24 protein-coding genes and 1 pseudogene are annotated in these 24387 nt (G+C 67.3%); 19 read left to right on the top strand and 6 right to left on the bottom strand.

Annotated elements, in window-relative coordinates; all coding sequences use genetic code 11:
- Nucleotides 1–2 precede the first annotated feature (2 nt).
- The gene (gene glgP, locus L1088_RS00610; RefSeq protein WP_234553276.1) at nt 3–2459 is read left to right on the top strand and encodes an alpha-glucan family phosphorylase; all 2457 of its coding nucleotides are present in this window, start codon (nt 3–5) and stop codon (nt 2457–2459) included.
- A gap of 45 nt (nt 2460–2504) precedes the next feature.
- Here the strand turns inward: glgP and L1088_RS00605 are convergent, their stop codons facing one another.
- Nucleotides 2505–3242 carry a cytochrome c gene (locus L1088_RS00605; RefSeq protein WP_234553275.1) on the bottom strand — a complete coding sequence of 246 codons (738 nt, stop codon included), beginning with the start codon at nt 3240–3242 and terminating at the stop codon, nt 2505–2507.
- A 109-nt stretch (nt 3243–3351) separates the two neighbouring features.
- Between L1088_RS00605 and L1088_RS00600 the strand changes: the two genes are divergently transcribed.
- Genes L1088_RS00600 through L1088_RS00575 form a run of 6 tightly spaced genes read left to right on the top strand, consistent with a single transcriptional unit; the run spans nt 3352 to nt 9186 of the window.
- Nucleotides 3352–4119 (top strand): ABC transporter substrate-binding protein, encoded by a 768-nt coding sequence (locus L1088_RS00600; protein ID WP_234553274.1) that lies wholly within the window; start codon nt 3352–3354, stop codon nt 4117–4119.
- A 55-nt stretch (nt 4120–4174) separates the two neighbouring features.
- Nucleotides 4175–4963 carry an amino acid ABC transporter permease gene (locus tag L1088_RS00595; RefSeq protein ID WP_234553273.1) on the top strand — a complete coding sequence of 263 codons (789 nt, stop codon included), beginning with the start codon at nt 4175–4177 and terminating at the stop codon, nt 4961–4963.
- 60 nt (nt 4964–5023) lie between these two features.
- A complete protein-coding gene (locus L1088_RS00590; protein WP_234553272.1) occupies nt 5024–5974 on the top strand; it encodes a TAXI family TRAP transporter solute-binding subunit in 951 nt (316 codons plus the stop codon).
- Between the two features lie 54 nt (nt 5975–6028).
- A complete protein-coding gene (locus L1088_RS00585; RefSeq protein WP_234553271.1) occupies nt 6029–8002 on the top strand; it encodes a TRAP transporter permease in 1974 nt (657 codons plus the stop codon).
- Nucleotides 7999–8742 (top strand): amino acid ABC transporter ATP-binding protein, encoded by a 744-nt coding sequence (locus tag L1088_RS00580; RefSeq protein WP_267960882.1) that lies wholly within the window; start codon nt 7999–8001, stop codon nt 8740–8742. The genes L1088_RS00585 and L1088_RS00580 overlap by 4 nt, the downstream gene beginning before the upstream one ends.
- A gap of 3 nt (nt 8743–8745) precedes the next feature.
- Nucleotides 8746–9186, top strand: coding sequence for a hypothetical protein (locus tag L1088_RS00575; RefSeq protein WP_234553270.1), 441 nt, complete (start codon nt 8746–8748; stop codon nt 9184–9186).
- Here the strand turns inward: L1088_RS00575 and L1088_RS00570 are convergent.
- Nucleotides 9149–9988, bottom strand: a complete 840-nt coding sequence (locus L1088_RS00570) for a patatin-like phospholipase family protein (RefSeq protein WP_234553269.1) — start codon at nt 9986–9988, stop codon at nt 9149–9151. The genes L1088_RS00575 and L1088_RS00570 overlap by 38 nt on opposite strands.
- A 22-nt stretch (nt 9989–10010) precedes the next feature.
- Here L1088_RS00570 and trpC point away from each other — a divergent pair, with 22 nt between their 5' ends.
- From trpC to L1088_RS00545, 5 genes are read left to right on the top strand one after another with little or no spacing between them, the layout of a single operon-like run.
- Nucleotides 10011–10775: an indole-3-glycerol phosphate synthase TrpC gene (gene trpC / locus L1088_RS00565; RefSeq protein ID WP_234553268.1), complete on the top strand. Its 765-nt coding sequence runs from the start codon at nt 10011–10013 to the stop codon at nt 10773–10775.
- Between the two features lie 4 nt (nt 10776–10779).
- Nucleotides 10780–11478, top strand: coding sequence for a 1-(5-phosphoribosyl)-5-[(5-phosphoribosylamino)methylideneamino]imidazole-4-carboxamide isomerase (hisA, locus tag L1088_RS00560; protein ID WP_234553267.1), 699 nt, complete (start codon nt 10780–10782; stop codon nt 11476–11478).
- Between the two features lie 19 nt (nt 11479–11497).
- Nucleotides 11498–11812: a LapA family protein gene (locus tag L1088_RS00555; protein ID WP_038046959.1), complete on the top strand. Its 315-nt coding sequence runs from the start codon at nt 11498–11500 to the stop codon at nt 11810–11812.
- Nucleotides 11809–13803: a single-stranded-DNA-specific exonuclease RecJ gene (locus tag L1088_RS00550; RefSeq protein ID WP_234553266.1), complete on the top strand. Its 1995-nt coding sequence runs from the start codon at nt 11809–11811 to the stop codon at nt 13801–13803. Before L1088_RS00555 ends, L1088_RS00550 begins: the two co-directional genes overlap by 4 nt.
- 12 nt (nt 13804–13815) lie before the next feature.
- On the top strand, nt 13816–14379 hold the full coding sequence (locus L1088_RS00545; RefSeq protein ID WP_234553265.1) for a DUF6812 domain-containing protein: 564 nt from the start codon (nt 13816–13818) through the stop codon (nt 14377–14379).
- On the opposite strand, the gene L1088_RS00540 is transcribed toward L1088_RS00545, so the two are convergent.
- Nucleotides 14363–16951, bottom strand: a complete 2589-nt coding sequence (locus tag L1088_RS00540) for a valine--tRNA ligase (RefSeq protein ID WP_234553264.1) — start codon at nt 16949–16951, stop codon at nt 14363–14365. The two genes, L1088_RS00545 and L1088_RS00540, sit on opposite strands and share 17 nt — an antisense overlap.
- 42 nt (nt 16952–16993) lie before the next feature.
- Between L1088_RS00540 and L1088_RS00535 the strand changes: the two genes are divergently transcribed.
- A complete protein-coding gene (locus L1088_RS00535) occupies nt 16994–17554 on the top strand; it encodes a Uma2 family endonuclease (RefSeq protein ID WP_234553263.1) in 561 nt (186 codons plus the stop codon).
- On the opposite strand, the gene L1088_RS00530 is transcribed toward L1088_RS00535, so the two are convergent.
- Nucleotides 17524–18129, bottom strand: a complete 606-nt coding sequence (locus tag L1088_RS00530; protein WP_234553262.1) for a hypothetical protein — start codon at nt 18127–18129, stop codon at nt 17524–17526. The genes L1088_RS00535 and L1088_RS00530 overlap by 31 nt on opposite strands.
- An 82-nt stretch (nt 18130–18211) precedes the next feature.
- On the opposite strand from L1088_RS00530, the gene L1088_RS00525 reads away from it, so the two are divergent.
- The 5 genes and pseudogenes from L1088_RS00525 (at nt 18212) to L1088_RS00505 (ending at nt 21763) form a co-directional block, all read left to right on the top strand.
- Nucleotides 18212–19264 (top strand): Mrp/NBP35 family ATP-binding protein, encoded by a 1053-nt coding sequence (locus tag L1088_RS00525; RefSeq protein ID WP_234553261.1) that lies wholly within the window; start codon nt 18212–18214, stop codon nt 19262–19264.
- A 1-nt stretch (nt 19265) separates the two neighbouring features.
- On the top strand, nt 19266–19862 hold the full coding sequence (locus tag L1088_RS00520; RefSeq protein WP_038046940.1) for a helix-turn-helix transcriptional regulator: 597 nt from the start codon (nt 19266–19268) through the stop codon (nt 19860–19862).
- Nucleotides 19863–19866: 4 nt separating this feature from the next.
- Nucleotides 19867–20631: a 50S ribosomal protein L11 methyltransferase gene (locus L1088_RS00515; protein ID WP_234553260.1), complete on the top strand. Its 765-nt coding sequence runs from the start codon at nt 19867–19869 to the stop codon at nt 20629–20631.
- A 2-nt stretch (nt 20632–20633) separates the two neighbouring features.
- Nucleotides 20634–21308 (top strand): annotated as a pseudogene (locus L1088_RS00510) (16S rRNA (uracil(1498)-N(3))-methyltransferase); the annotation flags it as partial.
- A gap of 65 nt (nt 21309–21373) precedes the next feature.
- Nucleotides 21374–21763: a hypothetical protein gene (locus tag L1088_RS00505; RefSeq protein ID WP_234553259.1), complete on the top strand. Its 390-nt coding sequence runs from the start codon at nt 21374–21376 to the stop codon at nt 21761–21763.
- Here the strand turns inward: L1088_RS00505 and L1088_RS00500 are convergent.
- Nucleotides 21722–22624, bottom strand: a complete 903-nt coding sequence (locus L1088_RS00500) for an AEC family transporter (RefSeq protein ID WP_234553258.1) — start codon at nt 22622–22624, stop codon at nt 21722–21724. The genes L1088_RS00505 and L1088_RS00500 overlap by 42 nt on opposite strands.
- Before the next feature lie 9 nt (nt 22625–22633).
- On the opposite strand from L1088_RS00500, the gene L1088_RS00495 reads away from it, so the two are divergent.
- Nucleotides 22634–23458, top strand: a complete 825-nt coding sequence (locus L1088_RS00495; protein ID WP_234553257.1) for a Rossmann-fold NAD(P)-binding domain-containing protein — start codon at nt 22634–22636, stop codon at nt 23456–23458.
- On the opposite strand, the gene L1088_RS00490 is transcribed toward L1088_RS00495, so the two are convergent.
- On the bottom strand, nt 23455–24363 hold the full coding sequence (locus tag L1088_RS00490) for an NADPH:quinone oxidoreductase family protein (protein ID WP_234553256.1): 909 nt from the start codon (nt 24361–24363) through the stop codon (nt 23455–23457). The genes L1088_RS00495 and L1088_RS00490 overlap by 4 nt on opposite strands.
- Nucleotides 24364–24387 lie beyond the last annotated feature (24 nt).

Raw genomic sequence — 24387 nt, 5'->3', positions numbered from 1 at the left:
TCGTGAGGATTCTTGGCCATATCACTGCCATGCCGCAGCTTCCCGAGCCCCTTTGGGGGCTTAAGGAGCTTGCTTACAACCTCTGGTGGAGCTGGAATCCAGAGGCGGCTGAGCTCTTCCAGGAAGTGGATCCTTTGTTGTGGAAGCGCTTCCGGGGAAACCCGGTGAAGCTTCTCCTGGAAGCCGACCCCGCCCGCCTCGAGGCCCTCACCGCCACCAGCTACCCTGCCCGGGTGCAGGCTGTGGTGGCCGCCTTGAGGGCCTACCTGAAGGCCCGGGAGGTCAAGCGGGGGCCCCTCACCGCCTACTTCTCCGCGGAGTACGGCTTCCACAGCTCCTTGCCCATTTATTCCGGCGGCCTTGGGGTGCTGGCGGGCGACCACGTGAAGGCCGCCAGCGACCTGGGCCTGAACCTGGTGGGGGTGGGGATCTTCTACCACGAGGGCTACTTCCACCAGCGCCTCTCCAAGGAAGGGGCGCAAGTGGAGGTCTACGAGACCCTCCACCCCGAGGAGCTTCCCCTCCTGCCTGTGCAGGACCGGGAAGGCCGCCCTTTGCGGGTGGGGGTGGAGTTTCCGGGGCGCACGGTCTGGCTTGCTGCTTATCGGGTCCAGGTGGGGGCCGTTCCCGTTTATCTGCTCACCGCGAACCTGCCGGAGAACGCGCCCGAGGACCAGGCCATCACCGCCAGACTCTACGCCCCCGGCTTGGAGATGCGCATCCAGCAGGAGATGGTCCTGGGGATCGGGGGGGTGCGGCTTTTGCGGGCCCTGGGCCTTGCCCCGGAGGTCTACCACATGAACGAGGGGCACTCCGCCTTTTTGGGCTTGGAGCGGGTGCGGGAACTGGTGGCTGAGGGGCACCCCTTCCCTGTGGCGTTGGAGTTGGCCCGGGCTGGGGCCCTCTTCACCACCCACACCCCGGTGCCCGCGGGGCACGACGCCTTTCCCCTGGACCTGGTGGAGCGCTACCTGGGGGGGTTCTGGGAGAGGATGGGCACCGACCGGGAGAGTTTTTTGGCCTTGGGCCTCGAGGAGAAGCCCTGGGGCAAGGTCTTCTCCATGTCCAACCTGGCCCTCAAGACCAGCGCCCAGGCGGGGGGTGTGTCCCGGCTCCACGGGCACGTGTCCCGGGAGATGTTCCATCATCTCTGGCCAGATCTCCTCCTAGAGGAGGTACCCATCGGCCACGTGACCAATGGGGTCCATACCTGGACCTTCCTCCACCCCAGGCTCCGCAAGCACTACGCGGAGGTCTTCGGTCCGGAGTGGCTCACCCGCCCGGAAGACCCGGCCACCTGGAAGGCAGAGGGGCTTGGCGAGGAGTTCTGGGGCATCCACAAGGACCTCCGGGCCGAGCTGGTGCGGGAGGTGCGTGCAAGGCTTTACGAGCAGCGCCGCCGGAACGGGGAAAGCCCAAGCCGCCTCCGCGAGGCGGAGCGCATCCTGGACCCCGAGGTGCTCACCATTGGCTTTGCCCGGCGCTTCGCCACCTACAAGCGGGGGGTGCTCCTCTTCAAGGACCCGGAGCGGCTCTTGCGCATCCTCCGCGGGCCCTACCCCGTGCAGTTCGTTTTCGCCGGCAAGGCCCACCCTAAGGACGAGCCGGGGAAAGCCTACTTGCAGGAGCTCTTCGCCAAGATCAGGGAGTATGGCCTCGAGGACCGCATGGTGGTCCTGGAGGACTACGACATGTACCTGGCTCGGGTCTTGGTCCACGGCTCGGACGTGTGGCTCAACACTCCCCGTCGTCCCATGGAGGCCTCGGGCACCAGCGGCATGAAGGCGGCCATCAACGGGGTCCTTAACCTGAGCGTTCTGGATGGCTGGTGGGCGGAGGCCTACAACGGCAAAAACGGCTTCGCCATCGGGGACGAGCGCACCTACGAGAGCGAGGAAGCCCAGGACATGGCGGACGCTCAGGCGCTTTACGACGCCCTGGAAGGGGAGGTGCTTCCCCTCTTCTACGCCAAGGGGCCGGAAGGGTACTCCTCCGGCTGGCTCTCCATGGTCCAGGAGAGCCTGCGCACCGTGGGCCCCCGCTTCAGCGCCGCCCGCATGGTGCGGGACTATGCGGAGCTTTACGAGAGGGGCGGTCGCTGGGCTCGGGAGGCCTGGGAGCAGAAGACCCTCCTAGAGGAGTTCTACCGCGCCTTGCCCGCCTTGGAGCGCCTCGCCCTGCGGGCGGAGACGCCAGGGGACCTTACCCTGAACGGGGTTCCCATGTCGGTGCGGGCCTTCGTGGAAGGGGAGATGCCCGTTGCTCTGCGGCCTTTTCTGGAGGTGCAGCTGGTGGTGCGTCGCTCCAGCGGCTCCCTGGAGCTGGTGCCCATGGAGCCCGGGGCCGAAGGGTACCAGCTTAGCTACCGCCCGGCACGCCCTGGGAGCTACGCCTACGGCATCCGCCTGGCCCTCAAGCACCCCCTCACCGGCCGGGTGCTGTGGGCTCGCTGGGCGTAAAGAGGCGTGGGCCCCGGCCGAGCCGAGGCCCACGCTCCACCAGGACTATTTGCTGGGCAAGGTCTGCAGGTAGGCCAAGAGGTCCTGCATTTGGTCCAGGCTCAGGAAGCTGAAGCCAGGCATGACGAAGTTGCCGGGCTGGCCGATGCGGATCTTGTGGAGGATCTCCTGGGGGTTGTCCTTGGCCAGCGTGCCCACGTACTCCGGGGCCTCCTCGGTGCCGAAGTTGATGTTCTTGCCATCCTCCCCGTGGCAAGAGGCGCATACGCGGTAGATGCTCCGGCCTTGGGATAGGTCGGGGTTGGCCTTAAGGGGCTTCTTCGCCTTGTAGTCCACGGCGGTCCTGGGGTCCCAGGTGCCGTACTTGAGGAAGAGGGCTAGGTCCTCGAGGTCCTCCTGGCTGAGGTAGGGGGTGAAGTCGTGCTTGGGATTTTTGGAGCCCTTTAGCAGGGCAAGGATCTCCTCAAGGCTCTTGTCCCGTACCTGGAGAACGCCCGCGAAGCCTGTGAAGTGGGAGCCCGAGCCGTAAGCCCCGTCCTTGCCCAGGTAGTCCCAGCCGTGGCACTCCTTGCACCGCCAGGTGTCCGTGCCCTTGCGGGTGTTGGTGTTCTGCAAGGCCCAAAGGGGATGGTCGCCCGCAGGGGCTTCCACGCCCTTGGCCTTGATCCAGTGATCGTAAAGCTGCCCTCCCCGTTGGATGCGCCACGGATCTGGGGCGTTTTGCCCGAGGACCCCCAGAAGCAAGCCAAAGGCCAAGACCATCAATCCACGCTTTGCCAGCATACCCTTTCCTCCTCTCTCGGGATTTTACCAGAATGATTTGGGACAAATGTACCATCCTGGGGCTTGCGCCCCTGCGCCGTGTATAATCGCCCCGTTAAAGGAGGTGGGCATGAATAGGCGCATAATCTTTACCCTGGTTGTGCTGGCCCTTGGAGCGGCCTTGGCCCAGGTGCGTACTTTCGACCAGATCAAGAGCGCTGGGGAGGTGCGTATCGGTACAGAAGGCGCTTTCCCCCCATTCAACTACTTTAACGAAAAGAACCAGCTCACCGGCTTTGAGATCGACCTGGGCAACGCCATCGCCAAAAAGCTCGCCCTGAAGCCGGTCTGGATCACCCAGGCCTTTGACAGCCTCCTCATCCAGCTGAACCAAGGTCGCTTTGACTTCGTCATCGCTTCCCACGGCATCACCGAGGAACGGGCCAAGGCCGTGGACTTCACCAACCCCCACTACTGCACGGGTGGCGTCATCGTGAGCAAGAAGGGCGGTCCCAAGACCGCCAAGGACCTGGCGGGCAAGGTGGTGGGGGTGCAGATCGGCACCACCTACATGGAGGCGGCGCAGAAAATCCCCGGGGTCAAGCAGGTGCGCACCTACCAGAAGGACCCGGACGCCCTTCAGGACCTCCTGGCGGGCCGTCTGGACGCCTGGATCACCGACCGCTTCGTGGCCAAGGAGGCTATCAAGGAAAGGAAGCTGGAGAGTACCCTGCAACTGGGGGAGCTGGTCTTCCAGGAGCGGGTGGCCATGGCGGTGGCCAAGGGGAACAAGAGCGTCTTGGACGCCCTAAACAAGGCTTTAGCGGACCTGATGAAAGACGGCACCTACGCTCAGATCTCCAAGAAGTGGTTTGGGGAGGACGTGCGCTGCAAGTAGCCTTACCGGAGCCCAGGGATCAAGCTTAACCCTGGGCCTTTTCCCTGCCTAAACCATGCCTTCCTGGTTGCGGGCATTCCTCCTCCTCGCCCTCGTGCTGGCGGGGTACTTCGGCCTGTTCGCCCTCTTGGGCCTGGCCTTGGAACGGTACTTTCTCCTGACGGGTTTCGGTCCAGAGCGGGCAGCTTCCGCTTCAGAGGCCATGGCCCTGGGGGCGGAGATCACCCTCAAGCTCACCCTGATCTCCGGCCTAGCGGGGCTTTTCATCGGGGTATTCGCGGGGATGTTCCGCCTTTCCGGCCGGGCTTGGGTGCGGCTTCCCGCCACCTTCTACATCTGGGTGACCCGGGGCACGCCCCTATTGGTGCAGATCCTCTTCGCTTACAACGCCTTGCCCCTCCTGCTTCAGCCCCTCTGGCCCGAGGCCCAGCAGGCCCTCACCCCCTACTGGGCGGCCTTTATCGCCCTTTCCTTCAACGTGGGGGCCTACAACGCCGAGGTGGTGCGGGCGGGAATCCAGGCCATCCCCAAGGGGCAGTGGGAGGCTGCCTGGTCTTTAGGCCTCTCCCCGGTGGATACCATGCGCTTTGTGGTGCTGCCCCAGGCCCTGCGCATCGTGGTGCCCCCTTTGGTCAACAACGTGGTGGCCCTCTTGAAGGACTCCTCCCTGGCCAGCGTCATCGCCCTCACCGAGCTGGCCCTTTCCGGGCAGCGCATCATTTCCGCCACCTTCCGCCCGGTGGAGGTGTACCTGGCGGTGGCCGCCATCTACCTTCTCCTCACCACGGTGCTCACCTTCTTCACCAACCTTTTGGAGCGGCGGCTCAAGGTGGCGGGGCGCTAGGGCTTGTGGCCGTCAGGGGGTATGGGTATACTCACTAAGGCGTCAAGGAGGTGCAAGGTTATGCGAGTAAAGAGCGTGTTGTTGGTGGCTATGGCCTTGCTGGGTCTGGGGATGGCCCAAGAGTTTATCACCATCGGTTCCGGCTCCACCACGGGGGTGTACTTCCCCGTGGCCACGGGGATGGCCAAGCTGGTGAACGACGCAGGGGTGGGCCTTAGGGCCAACGCCCGCTCCACCGGCGGCAGCGTGGCCAACATCAACGCCATCGCCGCCGGGGAGTTTGAGATGGCCTTGGCCCAGAACGACATCGCCTACTACGCCTACCAGGGGTGCTGCATCGCCGCCTTTGACGGCAAAGCGGTGAAGGGCATCCGCGCCTTGGCGGCCCTCTACCCTGAGGTCATCCACATCGTGTCCCGGCAGGATGCCGGGATCCGCACGGTGGCGGACCTCAAGGGCAAGCGGGTGGTGGTGGGCGATGTGGGTTCGGGTACCGAGCAAAACGCCCGGCAAATCCTCGAGGCCTACGGCCTGCGCTTTGAGGATCTGGGGCAGGCCATCCGGGTGAGCGCCACCCAGGGCATCCAGCTCATGCAGGATAAGCGGGCCGATGCCCTCTTCTACACCGTGGGCTTGGGGGCCAGTGCCATCCAGCAGCTGGCCTTGACCACGCCCATCAGCTTGGTGGCGGTGGACCTTGGGAAGGTGCAGACCATTGCCAAGAAGTACCCCTTCTACGTGGGCTTCAACATCCCCGGCGGCACCTACAAGGGGGTGGACGTGACCACGCCCACGGTGGCGGTGCAGGCGATGCTCATCGCCTCGGAGAAGCTCTCCGCCGACTCTGTATACAAGTTCATGAAGGCGGTCTTTGGCAACCAGGAGGCCTTCAAGAAGATCCACCCCAACCTGGAGCGCTTCTTCAGCCTGCAGAAGGCGGTGAAGGGCCTGCCCATCCCCCTGCACCCTGGGGCGGAGCGGTTCTACAAGGAGATCGGCGTCTTGAAGTAAGCTCAGGTGGAGCCCAGGGGGCCCCAGGCGGGGCCCCCTTTGCCTGGGAGGAGCATGAACAAGGATGTTTCCCTATTGGTGGAGGAAAGCGAGCTAGGGGGGCGGAAGCCTAGGGGGTTTGGCCGCCACCTGCTCTTCACCCTGGGAGTGGTCTGGAGCCTGTTCCAGCTCTGGGCCACGGAGATGGGAACCTTGGACCCCATGCGCCTGAGGGCGGTGCACCTGGCCTTCGCCCTGGCCCTGGCCTTCCTGGCCTACCCCGGGAGGCGAGGGCCTAGGGATCGCATCCCCTTCCTGGACTGGATTCTGGCCTTCCTGGGGGTTTTGGGGGCCCTCTACGTGGTTTTGGACTACTACGGCATCACCCAGCTCCGGGGGGGGATCCCCAGCGGGAGGGACGTCTTCTTGGGGAGCCTGACCCTTTTGGTCCTCTTCCTGGCCGCCTGGCGGGTGGTGGGGCCGGCTTTGCCCATCATCGCCTCGGTCTTCGTCCTCTACGCCCTCACCGGTCCCAAGGGGCTTTTGCCCTTCACCCTTCCCCCGTGGCTGCAGCTCCACGCGGGCAGCCAGTGGGGCCAGCTCATGGGCCAGCTCTACACCACCGCTGAGGGCATCTGGGGGGTGCCCCTGGGGGTTTCCGCCACCTTCGTCTTCCTGTTCGTCCTCTTTGGGGCCCTTTTGGAGAAGGCGGGGGCAGGGCACTTCTTCATCCAGGTGGCCTACGCCCTCCTGGGCCACTTCCGCGGGGGACCAGCCAAGGCGGCGGTGGTGGCCAGCGCCCTCACGGGGGTGGTCTCGGGGAGCTCGGTGTCCAACGTGGTTACCACCGGCACCTTCACCATTCCCCTGATGAAGCGGGTGGGCTACCCCCCGGAGAAGGCGGGGGCCGTGGAGGTGGCCAGCTCTTCCAACGGCCAGCTCATGCCCCCGGTCATGGGAGCGGCGGCCTTCATCATGGCGGAGTTTTTGGGCATCCCCTACAGCCAGCTCATCCTGATCGCCCTCATCCCTGCCCTCCTAGCCTACGCCACCCTTTTCATCACGGTGCACCTGGAGGCTCTCCAGCTGGGCCTCAAAGGGGTGCCCCGCTCGGAGCTCCCTCCTTTGGGCCCTATCCTGCGCACGGGGTTCCACTACCTGCTCCCTTTGGCCTACCTGATCTACGCCCTGGTGGCTCTCCGGCTCACCCCCGAACGGGCGGCCTTGAACACCATCTTTTTCATGCTCCTCCTCATCTTGGCCCAGGAGGTTTGGCGTTCATATAGGGGCGGTGCAGGGGTCGGCTTTGGCCTCCTTAGGGGGGGGAGGCTCATCTTGGAGGGCCTCGAGGCCGGGGCTCGGGGCATGGTGGGCATCGCCCTGGCCACCGCCAGCGCCGGGGTCATTGTGGGTATCGTCACCATGACGGGCATTGGCTTTGGCCTCACGGATATCGTGGAGCGCCTTTCCGGGGGGAACCTCATCCTGGTGCTGGTCCTGGCCCAGCTCACGAGCCTCCTCTTGGGCATGGGCCTCCCCACCACCGCCAACTACATCGTCATGGCCTCCTTGGTGGTGCCGGTGGTGCTTCAGCTTTCGGAGAAGGCGGGTTATGCGGTGCCGCCCGTGGCCGCCCACATGTTCGTCTTCTACTTCGGCATCATGGCCGACTCCACCCCTCCCGTGGCCCTGGCCGCCTATGCCGCCAGCGCCATCGCCAAGTCCGACTTCTGGAAGACGGCGGTCCAGGGCTTCGTGTATGAGCTCCGCACCGCCCTTTTGGCCTATATGTTCTTCTTCAGCCCCAAGCTCCTCCTCCTCGGGGTGGGGAGCGTCCTGGAGGGGGCCTGGATCGTCCTTTCTGCCCTTTTGGGCATGACCGCTTTCAGCGCCAGCCTGGTGGGCTTCCTGCACAAGCGCGCGCTTCTTTGGGAGCGGGCCTTGCTCATGGCCGCGGCCCTGAGTCTGGTGGTGCCCGGGCTTCTCACCGACCTGGTGGGCTTGGGTCTCTTCCTGATGGTCTACGCCTTCCAGAGGATGCGAAAATGAGGGCAGTGGACCCCATCATCCGCATCCACAACCTGCACAAGTGGTTCGGCCCCCTGCACGTGCTGAAGGGCATCCACCTGGAGGTGGCCCCTGGGGAGAAGCTGGTGATCATCGGCCCCTCGGGCTCAGGGAAAAGCACCCTGATCCGCTGCATCAACCGCCTGGAGGACTTCCAGGAGGGCGAGGTGGTGGTGGACGGGCGGAACGTCAAGGACGACCGCGCCCTCGCGGAGGTGCGGCGGGAGGTGGGGATGGTCTTCCAGCAGTTCAACCTCTTCCCCCACATGACGGTGCTGGAGAACATCACCCTGGCCCCCATGCGGGTGCGGGGCTGGCCCAAGGAGAAGGCCGAGGGGAAGGCCCTGGAGCTTTTGGAGCGGGTGGGGATCCTGGACCAGGCGCGGAAGTTCCCGGGGCAGCTTTCCGGGGGCCAGCAGCAGCGGGTGGCCATCGCCCGGGCCTTGGCCATGGAGCCCAAGGTGATGCTGTTTGACGAGCCCACCAGCGCTCTGGACCCGGAGATGGTGGGGGAGGTGCTGGACGTGATGCGGGACCTGGCCCGGGGGGGTATGACCATGCTGGTGGTGACCCACGAGATGGGGTTTGCCCGGGAGGTGGCGGACCGGGTGATCTTCATGGATGGGGGGCAGATCGTGGAGGAGGGGAGGCCGGAGGCCATCTTTACCGCCCCCAAGGAGGAGCGCACCCGAAGCTTCCTGCAGCGCGTCCTGCACCATTAGGCCATGGGTGGTCCTTTTCGGGAGAAATTCCCCTGGGGGGAGTTGCGCGCCCTTTTGGACCCCAAGGCCGCTTCCGAGAAGCGTCGGCGGGGGCTTTGGGTCTATGCGGGCTTTCTCTTCCTCCTGCAAGGGGCGGGGCTCCTGCTCCTGGCCCCGTTCCTTCCCCGGGCCTGGCATCCCCTGCTTCTTGCCCTGGCGTTCCTGGGCGCGGGGTGGCTTTTCCTCCAGGCCCTCATGGCCCTAAGGGAGGGGGGTCCCTTGGGAGCCTTGGTGGCGGTGGGTCTGGGGGCGGGGCTTTTCTTCTTTTTGGGGGTGATGGGCCTCCTCCTCCGGCCCTGGGGGCTTGGCCTCCTTCCCCTGGGGGTGATGGGCTTCCTCCACCTGGTGCGGCGGTCGGAAGGGGCCCTCAAGGGGCCAAGCGGAGCGCCCGGGCCAGGTCCTTGAGGCGTACTTGGGAGAGGGCCTGCACTTCCTTCAGGCGCTTTTGGGCCTGGGCTTTCCCCAGCTCATAGACCAGGGGGAGCTTCTCGTGGTCGAAGGTGTCGATGGGAAAGGGCGGCTCCAGGGCGATGACCAGGTCGGCCTCCCTTAGGGCCAGCTCCTTGAGGCGCCTGCGGCTGGCCTCCCCGGCCAGGAGGGCGGCCTCGAGGGCCGTCTTCGGCCCCTCTTGGGGCGGGGGGTTGGACACGTCCACGGCCACCACCTTGGGGAAGAGGGCCTTGGCCGCCCGCACCGGCACCTTCTCCGCCACGTCCCCGTCCACCAGAAGCCGCCCCTCCCACTCCACGGGGGGAAAGAGGCCGGGGATGGCCATGCTGGCCAAAACCGCCCGCCACACCGGGCCTTGGCGCAGGACCACGCTCTCCCCGCTGAGGAGGTCTGCGGCCTGGACGGCTAGGGGTAGGGGGCTTTCCTCGAGGCGGGCCTCCCCGAAAAGACGCTTTAGCCCTTCCGCCACCCGCTCCGTTTCCGCCAGGGCAGGGCGGCGGAAGGCGGAGAAGAGCCGGGCTAGGGTGCGCAGGCGTCCCGCTTGCCGCAGGCGGGCCACCTCCTCGTCGAAGATGGCCTCGTGCACCTTCCAGGGGTCTTTGTGGCCGAAGGCGTAGGCCGCCGCGGCCAAGGCCCCTGCGGAGCTGCCCGCAAGGCCCCGGAGGGGCACGCCCGCTTCTTCCAGGACAGCCAGCACCCCCAGGTGGGCGTACCCCCGCACCCCGCCGCCGCCTAAGGCGAGAGCCACACCGCGCACCCTCTCATCATAAAATGCTCCCATGAGGCCCGACCTTGCCGGGGTGCCGGGGGTTTTGGGGGAGATCGCCCGGCAAAGGGCCCTCGAGGTGGCCCCCTATCCCTTGCCCGAGCCCGAACCCGTTCCCTCCTTCCGAGAAGCCCTCCTCCTGCCCGGGCTTTCCGTCATCGCCGAGGTGAAGCGGGCAAGCCCCTCCGAAGGAGCCATCCGGGACATGGACCCTGTGGAGGCCGCCCAGGCCTACGCGCGGGGTGGGGCCAGGGCGGTGAGCGTCCTCACCGAACCCCACCGCTTCGGGGGGAGCCTGGAAGACCTAAAGCGGGTGCGCCAGGGAGTGGCCTTGCCCCTGTTGCGCAAGGACTTCGTGGTGGACCCCTTTATGCTTCAGGAGGCCCGGGCCCATGGGGCGAGCGCCGCCCTCCTCATCGTGGCCCTCTTGGGGGAGCTCACCGGGGCCTACCTGGAGGAAGCCCGGCGGCTTGGCCTCGAGGCCCTGGTGGAGGTACACACGGAAAGGGAGCTGGAGGTGGCCTTGGAGGCGGGGGCGGAGATCCTCGGCATCAACAACCGCGATCTTGCCACCTTGCGCATCGACCTCGCCACCGCCCCCCGCCTGGGCCGCCTGGCCCGGGCGCGGGGCTTCCAGGGCGTCTTGGTGGCGGAGTCGGGGTACTCCAGCCGGGAGGAGCTGAAACCCCTAGAGGGGCTTTTTGATGCGGTGCTCATCGGCACCAGCTTCATGCGAAGCCCCGATCTGGAGGAAGCCCTGAGGGCGCTGGTAGGATAGCCCCATGTTGTTGATTCCCGCCGTGGACCTGAAGGGGGGCAAGGCGGTCCGGCTCTACGAGGGGGACCCCGCTCGGGAGACCGTCTACGGGGACCCGGTGGCCCTGGCCCTAAGGTGGCAGGAGGAGGGGGCCAAGCTCCTCCACCTGGTGGACCTGGACCGGGCCCTGGGCTTGGGGGAGAACCAAGAGGCCATCCGCCGCATCGCTGAGGCCCTTCGGGTGCCCTTTCAGGTGGGGGGTGGGGTGCGCTCCCTAGAGGTGCTGAAGGAGGTGCTGGCCTTGGGAGCCAGCCGGGCGGTGGTGGGCACGGTGGCGGTGAAGGCCCCTCTCCTTTTGCAGAGAATGCTGGAGGAGGCAGGGCCTGAGCGCTTGGCCGTGGCCCTGGATGCGAAGGGCCTCGAGGTGGTGGTTTCCGGCTGGCAGGAGCAGGCTTCCCTCTCCGCCTTGGACCTCCTCCGCACCTGGGAGGCCATGGGGGTGCGCACGGTCATCTACACCGACGTGCGCCGGGATGGAACCCTAAAGGGCTTGGATCTGGAGGTGGTGGCCCGGGTGCGGGAGGCCTGGCCCCATGAGCTCATTGCGGGCGGGGGGATCGCTGGCCCGGAGGACCTTCTGGGTTTAAAGCGCCTGGGGGTGGAGGACGCCCTTTTGGGCAAGGCGCTTTACGAGGGTCGCATCCGCCTGCGGGACTTCGCCTAAAGGGATATCCTGGAGGCGTATGAAGCTCGCCCACTGGGTCTTCCTGCTTGCCTCTTTGGGCGTGGCGGGGGCTTCCCTTTACCTCTATGTTGCCCTGCCCTTCCTGGAGGTGCCCACGCCTTGGGGCCCCTGGCCCCTTTACTACCTCCTCCCCGGGGCCTACGCCCTGGGCTTCCTGGTGGGAGGGCTTTACGCCTTGGCGATGGGGTGGGGGGCCTTCGCCGAGCGGCGGGCCCTGCTCCGGGAGGTGCGGCGGCTTCAGGGGGAGGTCAACGCCCTGAAGCGGGAGCGCATTGAGGAGATCCCCAAAATCCCCGATAGGGAAGAGGCATGAAGGACCGCACCCGCTGGAAGCTCCTCCCCCTGCCGCCCCTCCCTGAGTGGCGGGCCCTCATGGAGACCTTTGGGGTGGGGCCGGAGGTGGCCCTGGCCTACTGGCACCGGGGGGTGAGGGCGCGGGAGGACCTGGACCCGCCCCTTAGGCTCCTGCCCCTGAAGGGTTTGTCCGAGGCGGTGGACCTCCTCCAGAGGGCCATTCGGGAGGGGAAGCGGATCCGCATCCACGGGGACTACGATGCGGATGGTCTCACGGGCACGGCGCTCCTCCTCAGGGGCCTTTGGGCTTTGGGGGCAGACGCTCACCCCTTCATCCCCCACCGCCTCGAGGAGGGGTACGGGGTGCACCCCCACCGGGTTCCCGAACACCTGGAGGCGGCCGAGGTCTTCCTCACCGTGGACTGCGGCATCGCCAACCACGCAGAGCTGCGGGAACTGGTGGAAAACGGGGTGGAGGTTCTGGTCACGGACCACCACACCCCCAAAGGGGGCCCGCCCCCGGGGGTGGTCCTCCACCCCGCCTACACCCCGGGCCTGGGGGAGCACCCCACGGGGGCGGGGGTGGCCTTTCTCCTCCTTTGGGCCCTTCGTGAGCGCCTCGGCCTTCCCCCGCCCCTGGAGTACGCGGACCTGGCGGCGGTGGGCACCATCGCCGACGTGGCTCCCCTTTGGGGCTGGAACCGGGCCCTGGTGCGGGAGGGCCTTTGGCGCCTTCCCACCTCTTCCACCTTGGGCCTAAGGCTTTTGGCGGAGAGCGTGGGCTATACGGGCAAGGCGGTGGAGGTGGCCTTCCGCATCGCCCCCCGCATCAACGCCGCAAGCCGCCTGGGCCAGGCGGAAAAGGCCTTGAGGCTCCTCCTCACCGAGGACGAGGAGGAGGCTAGGGGTCTGGTGGAGGAGCTCAATCGGCTGAACGCTCGCCGTCAGGTCATAGAGGAGGAGATGCTGAGGAGACTCCTTCCCCAGGCCGACCCCGAGGCCAAGGCCATCGTCCTCCACGACCCGGAGGGGCACCCGGGCGTGATGGGCATTGTGGCTAGCCGGATCCTCGAGGCCACCTTGCGCCCGGTCTTCATCGTGGCCCAGGGGAAAGGGACGGTGCGGAGCCTCCCCCCGGTGAGCGCCGTGGAGGCCCTCAAGGCCGCAGAGGACCTCCTTTTGCGCTACGGCGGCCACCGGGAAGCGGCGGGCTTCGCCCTGGACGAGGCCCGCTTCCCCGAGTTCCAAAAGCGCATCCAAGCCTTTGCCGCCCAGTTCCCCGATCCCCTGCGGGAGGTACCCCTCCTGGGGCTTCTCCCGCCTCCTTCCCTCCTCCCGGAGGTTCATGAGGGGCTAAAGGCCCTGGAGCCCTTCGGGGCGGGGAACGAGGAGCCCCTCTTCCTCCTTTTCGGGGAGGCTGAGGGCGTGCGGGCCATGGGGGAGGGGCGGCACCTGGCCTTCCGCCTGGGCGGGGTGCGGGTGGTGGCTTGGCGGATGGGGGAGCGGGCGGTGCCGGAGGCGGTGGAGGTGGCGGCGGCCCTCGTGGAAAACCGCTGGAACGGCACCGTGAGCTACGAGGCCCAGGCGGTGGACTTCCGGGAGCCGGGGCAACTCCTAGGGGGCGTGGAGCCCTTTGCCATACCCATTCCCTTCCCCGAGGCCCTGGCCCGGGCCCGGATGGGGGAGGGGGTGTACGTGCCCGAGGACAACCTCGAGGGCCTGGCCTACGCTCAAAAGGCCGGCTTCCGCCTCCTTCCTCCCGAGGAGGCTTCCCTTTGGCTTGGCCTTCCGCCTTTTCCCGTCAAGGTGGGGCGGGTGGAGGTGGCCTTGGGGGCCCTCCTGCGGGAGCGCCTGGGGAAGCCCCCCGTTCTGAACACCGGGGAGGAACGGCTGAAGCACCTCCTCCGCCGCCATTTGCTCCTGGCCTATGAACGGGGGCATGCCGGCCTTTTCAGCGAGGCCCTCCTGGCTTACTGGGAGGCCTTGACCCCCAGCAGCGCTCTGACCTGAGGGAGGGAACCCATGTACAAACAGCCGCGGGAAGCCCACGAGGCCCGGATCTACACCCAGGCGTACCGGGTGTACGGTATGGTCTACCTGGTGCCCACCACCGGCACCGCCGACCTATTGAACCACGAGAAGCCCTACCTCCCCGTGACCGGAGCCCTCATCTACACCCCGGGCTACGCCCACCCCCCCGAGACCAAGGAGCTCAAGGCCAGCACCGGTTTTCTGGCCCTGCGCAAGGAGCGCATCCAGTGGATGGTGGGAGGGAGGCCCAGCGAGCCCCGCACCAGCCCCAGCCTGTTGGAGCGCAAGCGCCTGGCCTTCCTCTTTGGGGACTACCTCTTGGCGGGGGAGCTTTTGGTGCCCCGGGGGGTGCGGCTTTCCGACCACCTTTCCCAGGCCAAGCCCTTCCAGACCCTCCTCGAGGCCAAGCTGTACACCCTCGCCCCGGATCGCCCCATTGTGGAACTCCCACCCCAGGAAACCTTCCCCTTCGTCACCGTGAACCTGCGCCTGGCTGAGGCGGTGGCCGAGGCCCCTGGCGAGGCCCACGACCCCAGGCTCACCCTATTTGGCTGAGGGCTTCCTGCAACCGGGCCGCCTGCTCCAGGTTTTCCTTGAGGCGTAGCTCCTCCGCCTCCACCACCTCCCTGGGGGCTTTTTCCCGGAAGCCGGGGGCAGAAAGCTTCTTCTGGCTCCGCTCCGCCAGGGCGAGAAGCTCCTTTAGGCGCTTCTCCTGGCGGCGCTTCCACTCTTCCACATCCAAAAGCCCCTCCAGGGGCATGCGCACCGTCACCTTGGGCATGGCCTTCACCAGGGCCTTGTCCGGCCTTTCGCCAAGGACCTCGGCCCGGGCCAGGAAGCGGAAGGCCTCCAGGTTCTCCAGGACGGCGTCCACCTCCCCCTCCAGGTACACCCGCACCTCCTGGGCCAGGGGAAGCCCGGCCTCCGCCTTCAAGGCCCGCACCGCCGAAACCGCCTGTTTCAGGGCCTCAAACCGGGCCTCGGCCTCCGGGTCCTCTTGGCCGTCTTCTGGCCAAGGCTCCAGGGCCAGCTCCTCCTTGCCCGTGAGGGCCTGGTAGAGCTCGCTGGTGAGGAAGGGCATGATGGGGTGGAGGAGCTTGAGGAGGGTGGCGAGGGTTTCCTCGAGGGTGCGTAGGGTAAAGGCATTCCCTGCCTTGAGGGCTGGCTTGCTGGCCTCCAGGTACCAGTCGCAGAACTCGCTCCAGACCAACTCGTAGATCTCCCTGGCCGCCTGGGCCAGGTCTAGGGCCTCAAAGAGGGCGGTGATTTCCCGCACCCCCCGGGCGAGGCGGCTTTGCATGAAGCGGTCCGCTAGGGTGGGGGCCTCGGTTTTGGCCTGGAAGCCTTCCCGGCTCATGAGGACGAAGCGGGCAGCGTTGTAAAGCTTGTTGGCAAAGTTCCGGGCCATTTCCAGCCAGCGGAGGTCCAGCCTTATATCCTGCCCCCCCGTGGCCAGGTAGGTGAGGGCGAAGCGGAGGGCGTCCGCCCCGTAGCGTTCCACCATCTCCAAGGGGTCGATGACGTTCCCCTTGGACTTGCTCATCTTCTGCCCCTTCTCGTCCAGGACGAGGCCGTGGAGGAGCACGGTCTTGAAGGGCCTTTCCCCTAAGAAGTGGTAGCCGGAAACCTCCATGCGGGAAACCCAGAGGAAGAGGATGTCGTAGCCCGTGACCAGGACGTCCCCGGGGTAGAAGGCCTTGAGGTCTTCCGTTGCCTCGGGCCAGCCCAGGGTGGAAAGGGGCCAAAGGGCCGAGGAGAACCAGGTGTCAAAGACGTCCTCATCCCGCTTGAGGTTCGGGCTTCCGCAGGCTTGGCAGGCCTTGGGGTCTTCCAGGTAGCGCTCAGGGGGCGGCACGTTCACCGCCCCGCAGTCTTGGCAGTACCAGGCGGGGATCTGGTGCCCCCACCAGAGCTGGCGGGAGATGTTCCAGTCCTTGACGTTCCTAAGCCAGTCAAGGTTTACTCGCTTCCAGCGCTCGGGCACGAAGGCGATCTCGTCCCGCTCCAGGCCCTGGATGACCTTTTCCGCCAGGGGCTTCATGGCAAGCCACCACTGGGGGAAGATGGCGTACTCCAGGGGCGTGCCGCAGCGGGAGCAGGTGGCCATCTGGATGGTGTAGTCCTCTTCTTTTAAGAGGTGGCCCGCCTCGCGGAAAAGCTCCACCGCCCGCTTCCGGGCCTGGAAGCGCTCCAGGCCCCTAAGGGCTTCGGGCACGCGTTCGCCCACCATTCGGCCTTCCAGGTCGATGACGGAAACCGGCTCCAGGCCGTGGCGGAGGCCGATCTCGTAGTCCGTGGGGTCGTGGGCAGGGGTGACCTTGAGGGCCCCGGTGCCGAAGTCCCGCTCCACGGCGGGGTCGGCCAGGATGGGGATCCAGATATCCGTGAGGGGGATGCGGGCCTTCTTCCCGATGAGCCCTTGGTAGCGCTCGTCCTCGGGGTGGATGGCGATAGCCTGGTCGGCGAAGACCGTTTCCGGGCGCACGGTGGCGATGGCGATGGCCTCCCCGCCCTCCACTTCGTAGCGCAGGGTGTAGAGCTTGCCCGGGGTGGGCTCGGTTTCCACCTCGAGGTCCGAAAGGGTGGTCTCGCACCGGGGGCACCAGTTCACCAGGCGGGGGGCGCGGTAGGCCAGGCCCTCGTGGTAGTAGCGGCTGAAGGCGTAGCGCACCGCCTTGGAGCGGGCCTCGTCCATGGTGAAGGCCTCCCGGCTCCAGTCGGCGCTGGCCCCGAGGCGCTTGAGCTGGCGCAGGATGGTCCCCCCAGACTCCTCCTTCCACTGCCAGACCCTTTGCAAGAAGGCCTCCCGCCCCAGGTCGTGCCGGGTTTTGCCTTCCTTGAGGAGGAGCCTCTCCACCACCACCTGGGTGGCGATGCCGGCGTGGTCGGTGCCGGGGAGCCAGACCGCTTCAAACCCCTGCATGCGCTTGAAGCGGATGAGGGCGTCCTGCAGGGAGTTGTCCAGGGCGTGGCCCATGTGGAGGGAGCCCGTGACGTTGGGGGGCGGCATGAAGATGACGAAGGGCTTCTTGCCGCTTTTGGGGTTGGCCACAAAGGGGTTTTTCGCCCACCGCTCCGCCCACTTGGGCTCCACCGCTTTGGGATCATAGGCCTTGGGCAGGTCCATGCTACCCACCACTTTACCCAAGAGGTGCTACCATGTGGGCACATGGGCGAGGCAGCCAGGACCTTACCCCTGAGCCTTGCCGCCTACCTGGAGATGGAGGCACAAAGCCCCGTGCGCCATGAGCTCCTGGAGGGCATCCCCTACGCCATGGCGGGGGCCAGCAAGGCCCACAACCTCCTGGTGCAGAACCTGGCCTTCCTCCTGCGCCCGGCGGCCCGCGCCCGGGGTTGCCGCCTTTATGTGGAGACGGTCAAGCTCCGCTTGGCCGAGCACACCGTCTACTACCCCGACCTCATGGTGGTCTGTGGGGCGGGCACCCCGCACCCCCTTTATGAGGAGAACCCCTGTTTGGTGGCCGAGGTGGTTTCCCCTAGCACGGAGCGCCTTGACCGGGGGGAGAAGCGTCACAACTACCTGCGTCTCGCTGCCTTGGAGGCTTACTTGCTGGTGAGCACCCGGGAGCCCCGGGTGGAGGTCTACCGCCGGGAAGGGGCGGGCTTCTGCCTGGAGGTTTACGCGGCGGGGCGGGTGCCTCTGCCCTGCCTGGAAGCGCTTTTGGACCTCGAGGCCCTCTACGAGGGCGTGGAGCCCGAAAGGGCGTAGAGGTAGTAGCGCCCTTCCCCCAGGGTGAAGAAGGCCTCCTCGTAGGCCAGGCCTTCCACCAGGGTTTCCGGGGGCAGGGCGAGGCGCACGGCCCCTACCGCCAGACCCTCCGGGGAGAGGGTAAGGGTGCCCTGGGCCAGCTCTTGGCTTTCCGCCTCGGGGTCGTTGAGGGGGGTGTAGAGGAGGCGCACGGGAAGGCCCTTTAGGCTATGCAGCACGTTCGTGGGGTCCTGGAAGGGGGCGCGGTGGAGGAGCCTTTCCTCCACCTCGGCCACCTCGCCCAAGAGGGCGTAGCGGTCTAAGGGGAGGAAGGCCTTTCCGCTTTCCAAGAGCACTAGGAAGCGCTCCTGGTCTTCTGGGGAAAGCCGGACGGGGGCCCGGTGGGGCCCGACCTTGGGGTCCTGGTCCAAGGCCCCTCCCTGCACCAGGGTCTTGGCCGCTTCCAGGGCTTTCTCACGGGTTTTGTAGAGGCTGTAGGGGTTTACCTTGAAAAGGAGGTCGTACCCCCTTGGCCCCTGCACCAGCCAGGCCAGGTGGAGCTCGTAGAAGCGATGTTTTTGCCACTCGGGGTACACGGGACCAGTATAGGCCCCAGGGCCTCTCATTGTGCCTTCACCTCTTGCCCAAAACTATATCCGGGTATACCCTGAGCCCGGTATGGCGCTGACCGAAGAGCGGGTCCTCGAGGCCCTGCGCACGGTGATGGACCCCGAGCTGGGCAAAGACCTGGTCTCCTTGGGCATGGTGGGCGAGGTGCGGCTGGAGGGGAACAGGGTGGACCTCCTCATCCAGCTCACCACCCCCGCCTGTCCCCTCAAAGGCCAGATTGAGGCGGATATCCGCCGGGCTCTCCAGCCCTTGGGGGTGTCTGAGGTGCGAGTGCGTTTCGGCGGCGGGGTGAAGGCCCCCGAGCAGTACCCCATCCCCGGGGTGAAGCACGTGGTGGCGGTGGGCTCCGGCAAGGGCGGGGTGGGCAAGAGCACCGTGGCCGCTAACCTGGCCTTGGCTCTCTTGCAGGAGGGGGCCAAGGTGGGGCTTTTGGACGCGGACCTCTACGGGCCCAGCCAGGCCAAGATGTTCGGGCTGGAAGGGGAGAGGCTTAAGGTGGATCAGAACCGCCGCATCCTTCCCCTGGAAGCCTACGGCCTTAAGGTCCTCTCCATCGCCAACATCGTTCCCCCGGGCCAGGCCATGATCTGGCGCGGGCCTATCCTCCACGGCACCATCAAGCAGTTTTTGGAGGACGTGAACTGGGGGGAGCTGGACTATTTGGTGGTGGACCTCCCCCCGGGCACCGGGGACGTGCAGCTTTCCCTCACCCAGCTCACCCGGGTTTCGGGCGGGGTCATCGTCACTACGCCCCAGGAGGTGGCCCTGATCGACGCCGAGAGGGCGGCGGACATGTTCAAGAAGGTGCAGGTGCCCGTCCTGGGGGTCTTGGAGAACATGTCCTCCTTCCTCTGCCCCCACTGCGGCAAGCCCACCCCCATCTTCGGGGAAGGGGGGGGAAGGCGGCTTGCGGAGAAGCTCAAGACCCGCTTCCTGGGGGAGATCCCCCTCACCCTCCCCCTTAGGGAAAGCGGCGACCGCGGGCGGCCCATCCTGGTGGAGGCCCCCGAGGGCCTCGAGGCGGAAGCCTTCCGCAAGGCGGCCCGGGAGCTGGCCGCCGCCCTCAGCGTGCAGGCCTTCATCTCCTTGCCCATGGCCTAACATGGCCCTCCTTTTGGAAGGCACCAAGGAGCGGGTTCTAGACCTCTTGCGGGCGAGGCCCCGCACCGCCAAGGAGGTGGCGGAGGCCCTGGGGGTGAGCCGGGCGGCCATCCTGAAGCACCTCCAGGACCTCGAGGCTCGGGGTCTGGTGCGCTCCGAGCTCCGCAAGTGCGGGGGCCGGGGCCGTCCCTACCGCCTTTACCAGGCGCTGGATGAGGAGTCCCCCTATGCGGCCCTTTGCGGGGATGTGCTCAAGGGGCTGGAGGCCGCCCTAGGGCGGGAGGGGGTGGTGGGACTCCTCCTGGAGCGGAACCGCGCCCTCTTCGCTCCCCTGAACCTTGGGGGCCTTCCCCTGCGGGAAAAGCTTGCCCGTTTGGCGGCCTTTTTGCGGGATCGGGGCTACGAGGCGGAGGTGGTGGAGGAGGGGGGGCACCTCTACCTCTGCCAAAGGCGCTGCCCCAAGCTGGCCCTTTCCCGGGAGCACCAGGCCCTCTGCGAGAGCGAGCTTTTGGCCTACCAGGAGCTTCTGGGGCTTCCCCTTCTGCGGGAGGAGCGCATCGCCGAGGGGGGAAGCTGCTGCCGCTACCTTGTAGAATAGCGGGGTGTGGGTTTACCGCCTAAAGGGCACCGCCTGGGAGCTGGATCCCCTCATCCCCGAGCTCTTCGCTAAGGGGGCGCGGGGCCTCGAGGAGCGGGAAGGGGAGGTCTTAGCCTACTTCCCCACCCCTCTGGACCTGCCCTTTGGCGGGCGCTGGGAGGAGCTCCCCGACGAGGATTGGATAGAAGCCTGGCGGCGGGACCTCAAGCCGGTGCGCGCCGGGCCCTTCCTGGTCCTGGCCCCCTGGCACCCAAAGGAGGAAGAGGGCATCCCCTTGGTGATAGAGCCCGGCATGGCCTTCGGCACCGGGCACCACGAGACCACCCGCCTGGCCCTCGCCGCCCTGGCCCGCCACCTGCGCCCAGGGGATAAGGTGCTGGACCTGGGGACGGGTTCCGGCATCCTGGCCATCGCCGCCGCCAAGCTGAGGGCGGAGGCGGTGGGGGTGGACGTGGACGCAAGCGTCTTGCCCCAGGCGGAGGAAAACGCCAGGAGGAACGGCGTCCAGGTGCGTTTCCTCCTGGGGAGCCTGGAGGAAGCCCTGCCCTTGGGCCCCTTCGGCCTGGTGGTGGCCAACCTCTTCGCCGAACTTCACCAGGACCTTGCTCCCCTTTACCCCCAGGCCCTGGCCCCGGGGGGCAGGCTCCTCCTCACGGGGATCCTGCGGGAGAAGGCCGAGGGGGTGCGCGGGGCTATGGGGGAGGCAGGCCTTAAGCCCCTAGAGGAGGTGGCCGAGGGGGACTGGGTCCTCCTGGCCTACCGGAGGTAAAGGTGCGCCCCCACCGCGCCTATAGCCCCGGCCTCACCGGGGTCCTCTCCTTGCGGGAAAGCCACCACCTCCTGGAGGTGCTGCGGGCCAAGGTGGGGGACCGGTTCACCGTGTTTGACGCGGAAAGGGAGGCCCTGGCGGAGGTGGTGGACCTGGGGCCGCCGGTGCGCTACCGCATCCTGGAGGAGCGGCGGCCCGAGCGGGAGGTAGGGGTGGAGGTGATCCTCTACCCCGCCCTCCTCAAGGGGGACAAACTGGCGGACGTGGTGCGCATGGCCACGGAGCTCGGGGCCACCCGCATCCAGCCCCTCATCACCCGCCACGCTGTGCCCAAGGCGATGGGGGAGGGGAAGCTGAAAAGGCTTCAGGCCATTGCGGTGGAGGCGGCCAAGCAGTCGGGGAGGCTTTTCGTGCCTGAGGTGCTTCCCCCCATTCCCCTAAGGGAGGTGCCCGAGGTGGCCCAGGGTCTGGTGGCCCACGTGGGGGCAAGAGCCTTGGTGCGGGAGGTCCTGGACCTTGGGAAGCCCTTGGCCCTGGCGGTGGGGCCCGAGGGAGGGTTCGCTGAGGAGGAGGTGGAGCTCCTCCGGGAGCGGGGCTTTACCCCGGTGACCTTGGGGCGGAGGATCCTGCGGGCGGAAACAGCGGCCCTGACCCTTCTCGCCCTCTGCACCGCGGGGGANCCCCCCCCGGGGGGGGGGGGGGGGGGGGGGGGGGCCCCGGTAGCGTGGGGAGAGGTTTGGCCATGCGGGTTTGGCCCTTGCTCCTCTTGGCCCTCCTTTCCGGGTGCCGCTACACCTTTTTGCCCTTAGACCCCGGCAGGCCCCTTCCCCCGGATCGGCCTTTTGTGGTGGCCCGGCTTCTGCCCTCTGGGGGGGAGGCGCGGGCGGAGGTGCGGGTGGAACGGCTCTCCCGCCCCGGCTATTTGCACCTCAAGTGGTTCCGGGAGGAAGGCTTGGTGGCCGAGAAGGCCCTTTTCCTCGAGGGCCCCGGGACCTACACGGCCAGCTTCCCCCTGGCCGAGGGCTACCACCGCCTGGTGGGGCTTTGGGAGGGGGCTCCCCTCTTCCAGCTGGACCTGGGCACCCCTGTTCTACCGGACCCCGACCAGGTAGAGGACCAGGGGCACCGTTAGGAAGGCCAAAAAAGTGGAAACCACCACGCTCCGGGCCACCCTCACGGCGTCCCCCCCGAACTCCTGGGTCATGAGGAAGGCGTTCACCGCCACCGGGGTGGCGGACTGGAGGACCAAAACCTGGTGCTCCAGCCGGGGAAGGCCCAGCAAGGCCCCCACCCCGTAGGCTAGGAGGGGGGCGAGGAGGAGCCTTAGGCCGCTGGCCACGCCCTCAAAGGCGCCCACCTGGAAGCGGGTCTTGGCCATCTGCATCCCCAGGGTGAGGAGGAGGACGGGGATGGCCGCCTGGCCCATGAGGCGCACGCCCTCGTCCAAGCGGAAAGGGAGGGCGATCCCTATGGCCTTGAGGAGGAGGCCCAGGAAGAGGGCGTAGAAGAGGGGGAGGCGCAGGGTGAACAGAAGGCCTTCCCTAAGGCCTCCTCCCCGGATGAAGGCCGGGCCCAAGCCGAACATGACCGCGCTGGAGAGGATGAAATAGACCACCGCCCGCCTCAGGCCCTCCTCCCCCAGGGCGAAGTAGACCAGGGAGAGGCCCATGTTGCCGGAGTTGGGGAAGAGGGCGCATACCAAAAGCCCTTTGGCCGCCTCGGGGGAGAGGCGGAGGAGGCGGCCTGCTAAGGCGATGAAGAGGTAGAGGAGCCCGTAGGTGAGGGCGAAACCCAGGGTGAGGCCCAAAAGCCCTTCCCGGGAGTACTCCGCCCGGTACATGGCGTCGAAGATGAGGGCGGGCACCAGGAGGTAGAGGGTGAGGCGGCTTAAGGTGGTGAGGTCCATGGGCACCCGCTTGCCCAAGAGGTACCCCGCCAGGACCACCAGGGCCACGGGGAGGACGGTGTTGAGGAGGGCCTGCATGTGGGGCATTCTAAGGGCATGGTTTCCTACCTTGCCTTGGCCGAGGCCATCCGGGGCGTCCTCCTCCGGGGGGCGGAGGCCCCCAGACGGCAGGTGCTTCCCATCCCCGGGGGGCAGTTTCTGGTGATGCCCGCCGCCGACCTCGAGGTGGCCCTCTGCAAATTGGTGACGGTGGAGCTGGGGAAGAACCCCAGCGTGCAGGCTGAGGTCTGGGCCAAGAGGCTGGATACCGGGGAGGTCTTCCACCTTCCCGGAGAGGAGCTCACCAAGCGGCGCACCGCCGCCCTCTCCCTCCTGGCTGCCCGGGAGCTGGCCCCCAGGCGGGAGGGGGCCCTTCTCCTCGTGGGCCCAGGGGCGCAGGGGGAGGCCCACCTCGAGGCCTTCGCCGAGGGCTTTCCCCTCACCCGGGTCCTGGTGCGGGGAAGGGGGCGGGAAAGGGTAAGGGCCCTGTTGGAGAAGGCCCGGGGGATGGGTCTTGCCGCCGAAGAGTGGGTGGAGGACGAGGTGCCCGAGGACGTGGCCTTCCTCGTGACCGCCACCCCCAGCCCCACCCCGGTCCTTCCCGAAAGGGTGCCCGAAGGGGTCTTCCTCGCTGCGGTGGGGAGTTTCCGCCCGGAGATGCAGGAGGTGCCGGAGGGGTTGGTGCAAAGGGCGGCAGTCTACTGCGACACGGAAGACGCCCTAGCCGAGGCGGGGGAGCTCCAGGGGCTAGGGAAGCCGGTGGTCACCCTGAAGGAGGCCCTTTTGGGGAGACGGGCGGAAGGGGACCCCGTCCTCTTCAAGAGCGTGGGCCATGCCCTCTTTGACCTGGCGGCGGCGCGGGCTTATCTGGGCCTGGGCTAAAGGCGGACCACGATCTTCCCCCGGTGCCCCCGGTCCAGGAGGGCTTGGAAGGCCCGTTCGGCCTCGAGGAAGGGGAAGACCGCCCCCACCACCGGCTTTAGCTCCCCGCCCAGGCGGGGGAGGAGGAAGGCCAGGGCCTCTTCCACAGGGGTTCGCTCCCGCAGGAGGGGGGCGAGCCAAAAGCCTAAGACCGCCAGGTTCTTGCGCATGAGGCGCAAGGGGTTGAGGGGGGCCACCTCCCCCTCGGCGGCCCCGATGTAGACCAGCCTCCCCCCGGGCCTGAGGAGGGAAAGGCTTTCCTCCAGGTCCTTCCCCCGCACCTCCAAGACGATGTCCACCCCGCCCAGGGCCTTGGCCTTTTTGGGGAGTTCCTCGTAGGTAACCCCCTCTTCAGCGCCCAAACCCTGGGCCAAGGCCAGGTTCTCGGGCCTCGAGGCCGCCGCCAGCACCCTTAGGCCGAGGGCCCGCGCCACCTGAACCGCCGCCGTGCCCAGGGCTCCGCCCGCCGCCTGCACCAAGACCCATTCCCCGGGCCGGGCCTCGGCCCGCCCCAGGGCCAGGTAGGCGGTGAGGAAGGAAATGGGGAAGGCGGCGGCTTCCTCCGGGGAAAGCCCCTCGGGTACGGGAAGAAGGTCCGCCTCCGGTACGGCTACCTTCTCCGCCAGGGCCCCGTGCCCCACCAAGGCGGCGTAACGCCTTCCCCACACCCGCCCCACGGCCTCCATTCCCGGCACGAAGGGCGGGTGGACCCGGGTCAGGTACCCGCCCAGGCGCAGGAGGTGGTCGGCGAAGTTCAGCCCCACCGCCTCCACCTCCAAAACCGCTTCTCCCGGCCCTGGAACCGGATCGGGGAGGTCCTTCAGGGCCATGGGGCCTCGGAGCCGCTCTTGCACCCAAGCCTTCATGGGGGGAGTTTACCCTCCTTTGAC

Source organism: Thermus caliditerrae (genome assembly GCF_021462525.1).
GTDB lineage: Bacteria > Deinococcota > Deinococci > Deinococcales > Thermaceae > Thermus > Thermus caliditerrae.
The sequence above is the reverse complement of the archived record's forward strand: the minus strand, read 5'-3'. Positions and strand labels throughout refer to the sequence as shown.

Bases quoted from the DNA above. Each gene is read 5' to 3' on its own strand.
- L1088_RS00600 (WP_234553274.1), top strand. From the start codon at position 3,352: ATGAATAGGCGCATAATCTTTACCCTGGTTGTGCTGGCCCTTGGAGCG.
- L1088_RS00520 (WP_038046940.1), top strand. From the start codon at position 19,266: ATGGCCCTCCTTTTGGAAGGCACCAAGGAGCGGGTTCTAGACCTCTTG.
- L1088_RS00540 (WP_234553264.1), bottom strand. From the start codon at position 16,951: ATGGACCTGCCCAAGGCCTATGATCCCAAAGCGGTGGAGCCCAAGTGG.
- L1088_RS00550 (WP_234553266.1), top strand. From the start codon at position 11,809: ATGAAGGACCGCACCCGCTGGAAGCTCCTCCCCCTGCCGCCCCTCCCT.
- L1088_RS00545 (WP_234553265.1), top strand. From the start codon at position 13,816: ATGTACAAACAGCCGCGGGAAGCCCACGAGGCCCGGATCTACACCCAG.
- L1088_RS00500 (WP_234553258.1), bottom strand. From the start codon at position 22,624: ATGCCCCACATGCAGGCCCTCCTCAACACCGTCCTCCCCGTGGCCCTG.
- L1088_RS00585 (WP_234553271.1), top strand. From the start codon at position 6,029: ATGAACAAGGATGTTTCCCTATTGGTGGAGGAAAGCGAGCTAGGGGGG.
- L1088_RS00575 (WP_234553270.1), top strand. From the start codon at position 8,746: ATGGGTGGTCCTTTTCGGGAGAAATTCCCCTGGGGGGAGTTGCGCGCC.
- L1088_RS00490 (WP_234553256.1), bottom strand. From the start codon at position 24,363: ATGAAGGCTTGGGTGCAAGAGCGGCTCCGAGGCCCCATGGCCCTGAAG.
- L1088_RS00495 (WP_234553257.1), top strand. From the start codon at position 22,634: ATGGTTTCCTACCTTGCCTTGGCCGAGGCCATCCGGGGCGTCCTCCTC.
- L1088_RS00595 (WP_234553273.1), top strand. From the start codon at position 4,175: ATGCCTTCCTGGTTGCGGGCATTCCTCCTCCTCGCCCTCGTGCTGGCG.
- L1088_RS00555 (WP_038046959.1), top strand. From the start codon at position 11,498: ATGAAGCTCGCCCACTGGGTCTTCCTGCTTGCCTCTTTGGGCGTGGCG.
- L1088_RS00505 (WP_234553259.1), top strand. From the start codon at position 21,374: ATGCGGGTTTGGCCCTTGCTCCTCTTGGCCCTCCTTTCCGGGTGCCGC.
- trpC (WP_234553268.1), top strand. From the start codon at position 10,011: ATGAGGCCCGACCTTGCCGGGGTGCCGGGGGTTTTGGGGGAGATCGCC.
- L1088_RS00580 (WP_267960882.1), top strand. From the start codon at position 7,999: ATGAGGGCAGTGGACCCCATCATCCGCATCCACAACCTGCACAAGTGG.
- L1088_RS00590 (WP_234553272.1), top strand. From the start codon at position 5,024: ATGCGAGTAAAGAGCGTGTTGTTGGTGGCTATGGCCTTGCTGGGTCTG.
- hisA (WP_234553267.1), top strand. From the start codon at position 10,780: ATGTTGTTGATTCCCGCCGTGGACCTGAAGGGGGGCAAGGCGGTCCGG.
- L1088_RS00525 (WP_234553261.1), top strand. From the start codon at position 18,212: ATGGCGCTGACCGAAGAGCGGGTCCTCGAGGCCCTGCGCACGGTGATG.
- L1088_RS00605 (WP_234553275.1), bottom strand. From the start codon at position 3,242: ATGCTGGCAAAGCGTGGATTGATGGTCTTGGCCTTTGGCTTGCTTCTG.
- L1088_RS00535 (WP_234553263.1), top strand. From the start codon at position 16,994: ATGGGCGAGGCAGCCAGGACCTTACCCCTGAGCCTTGCCGCCTACCTG.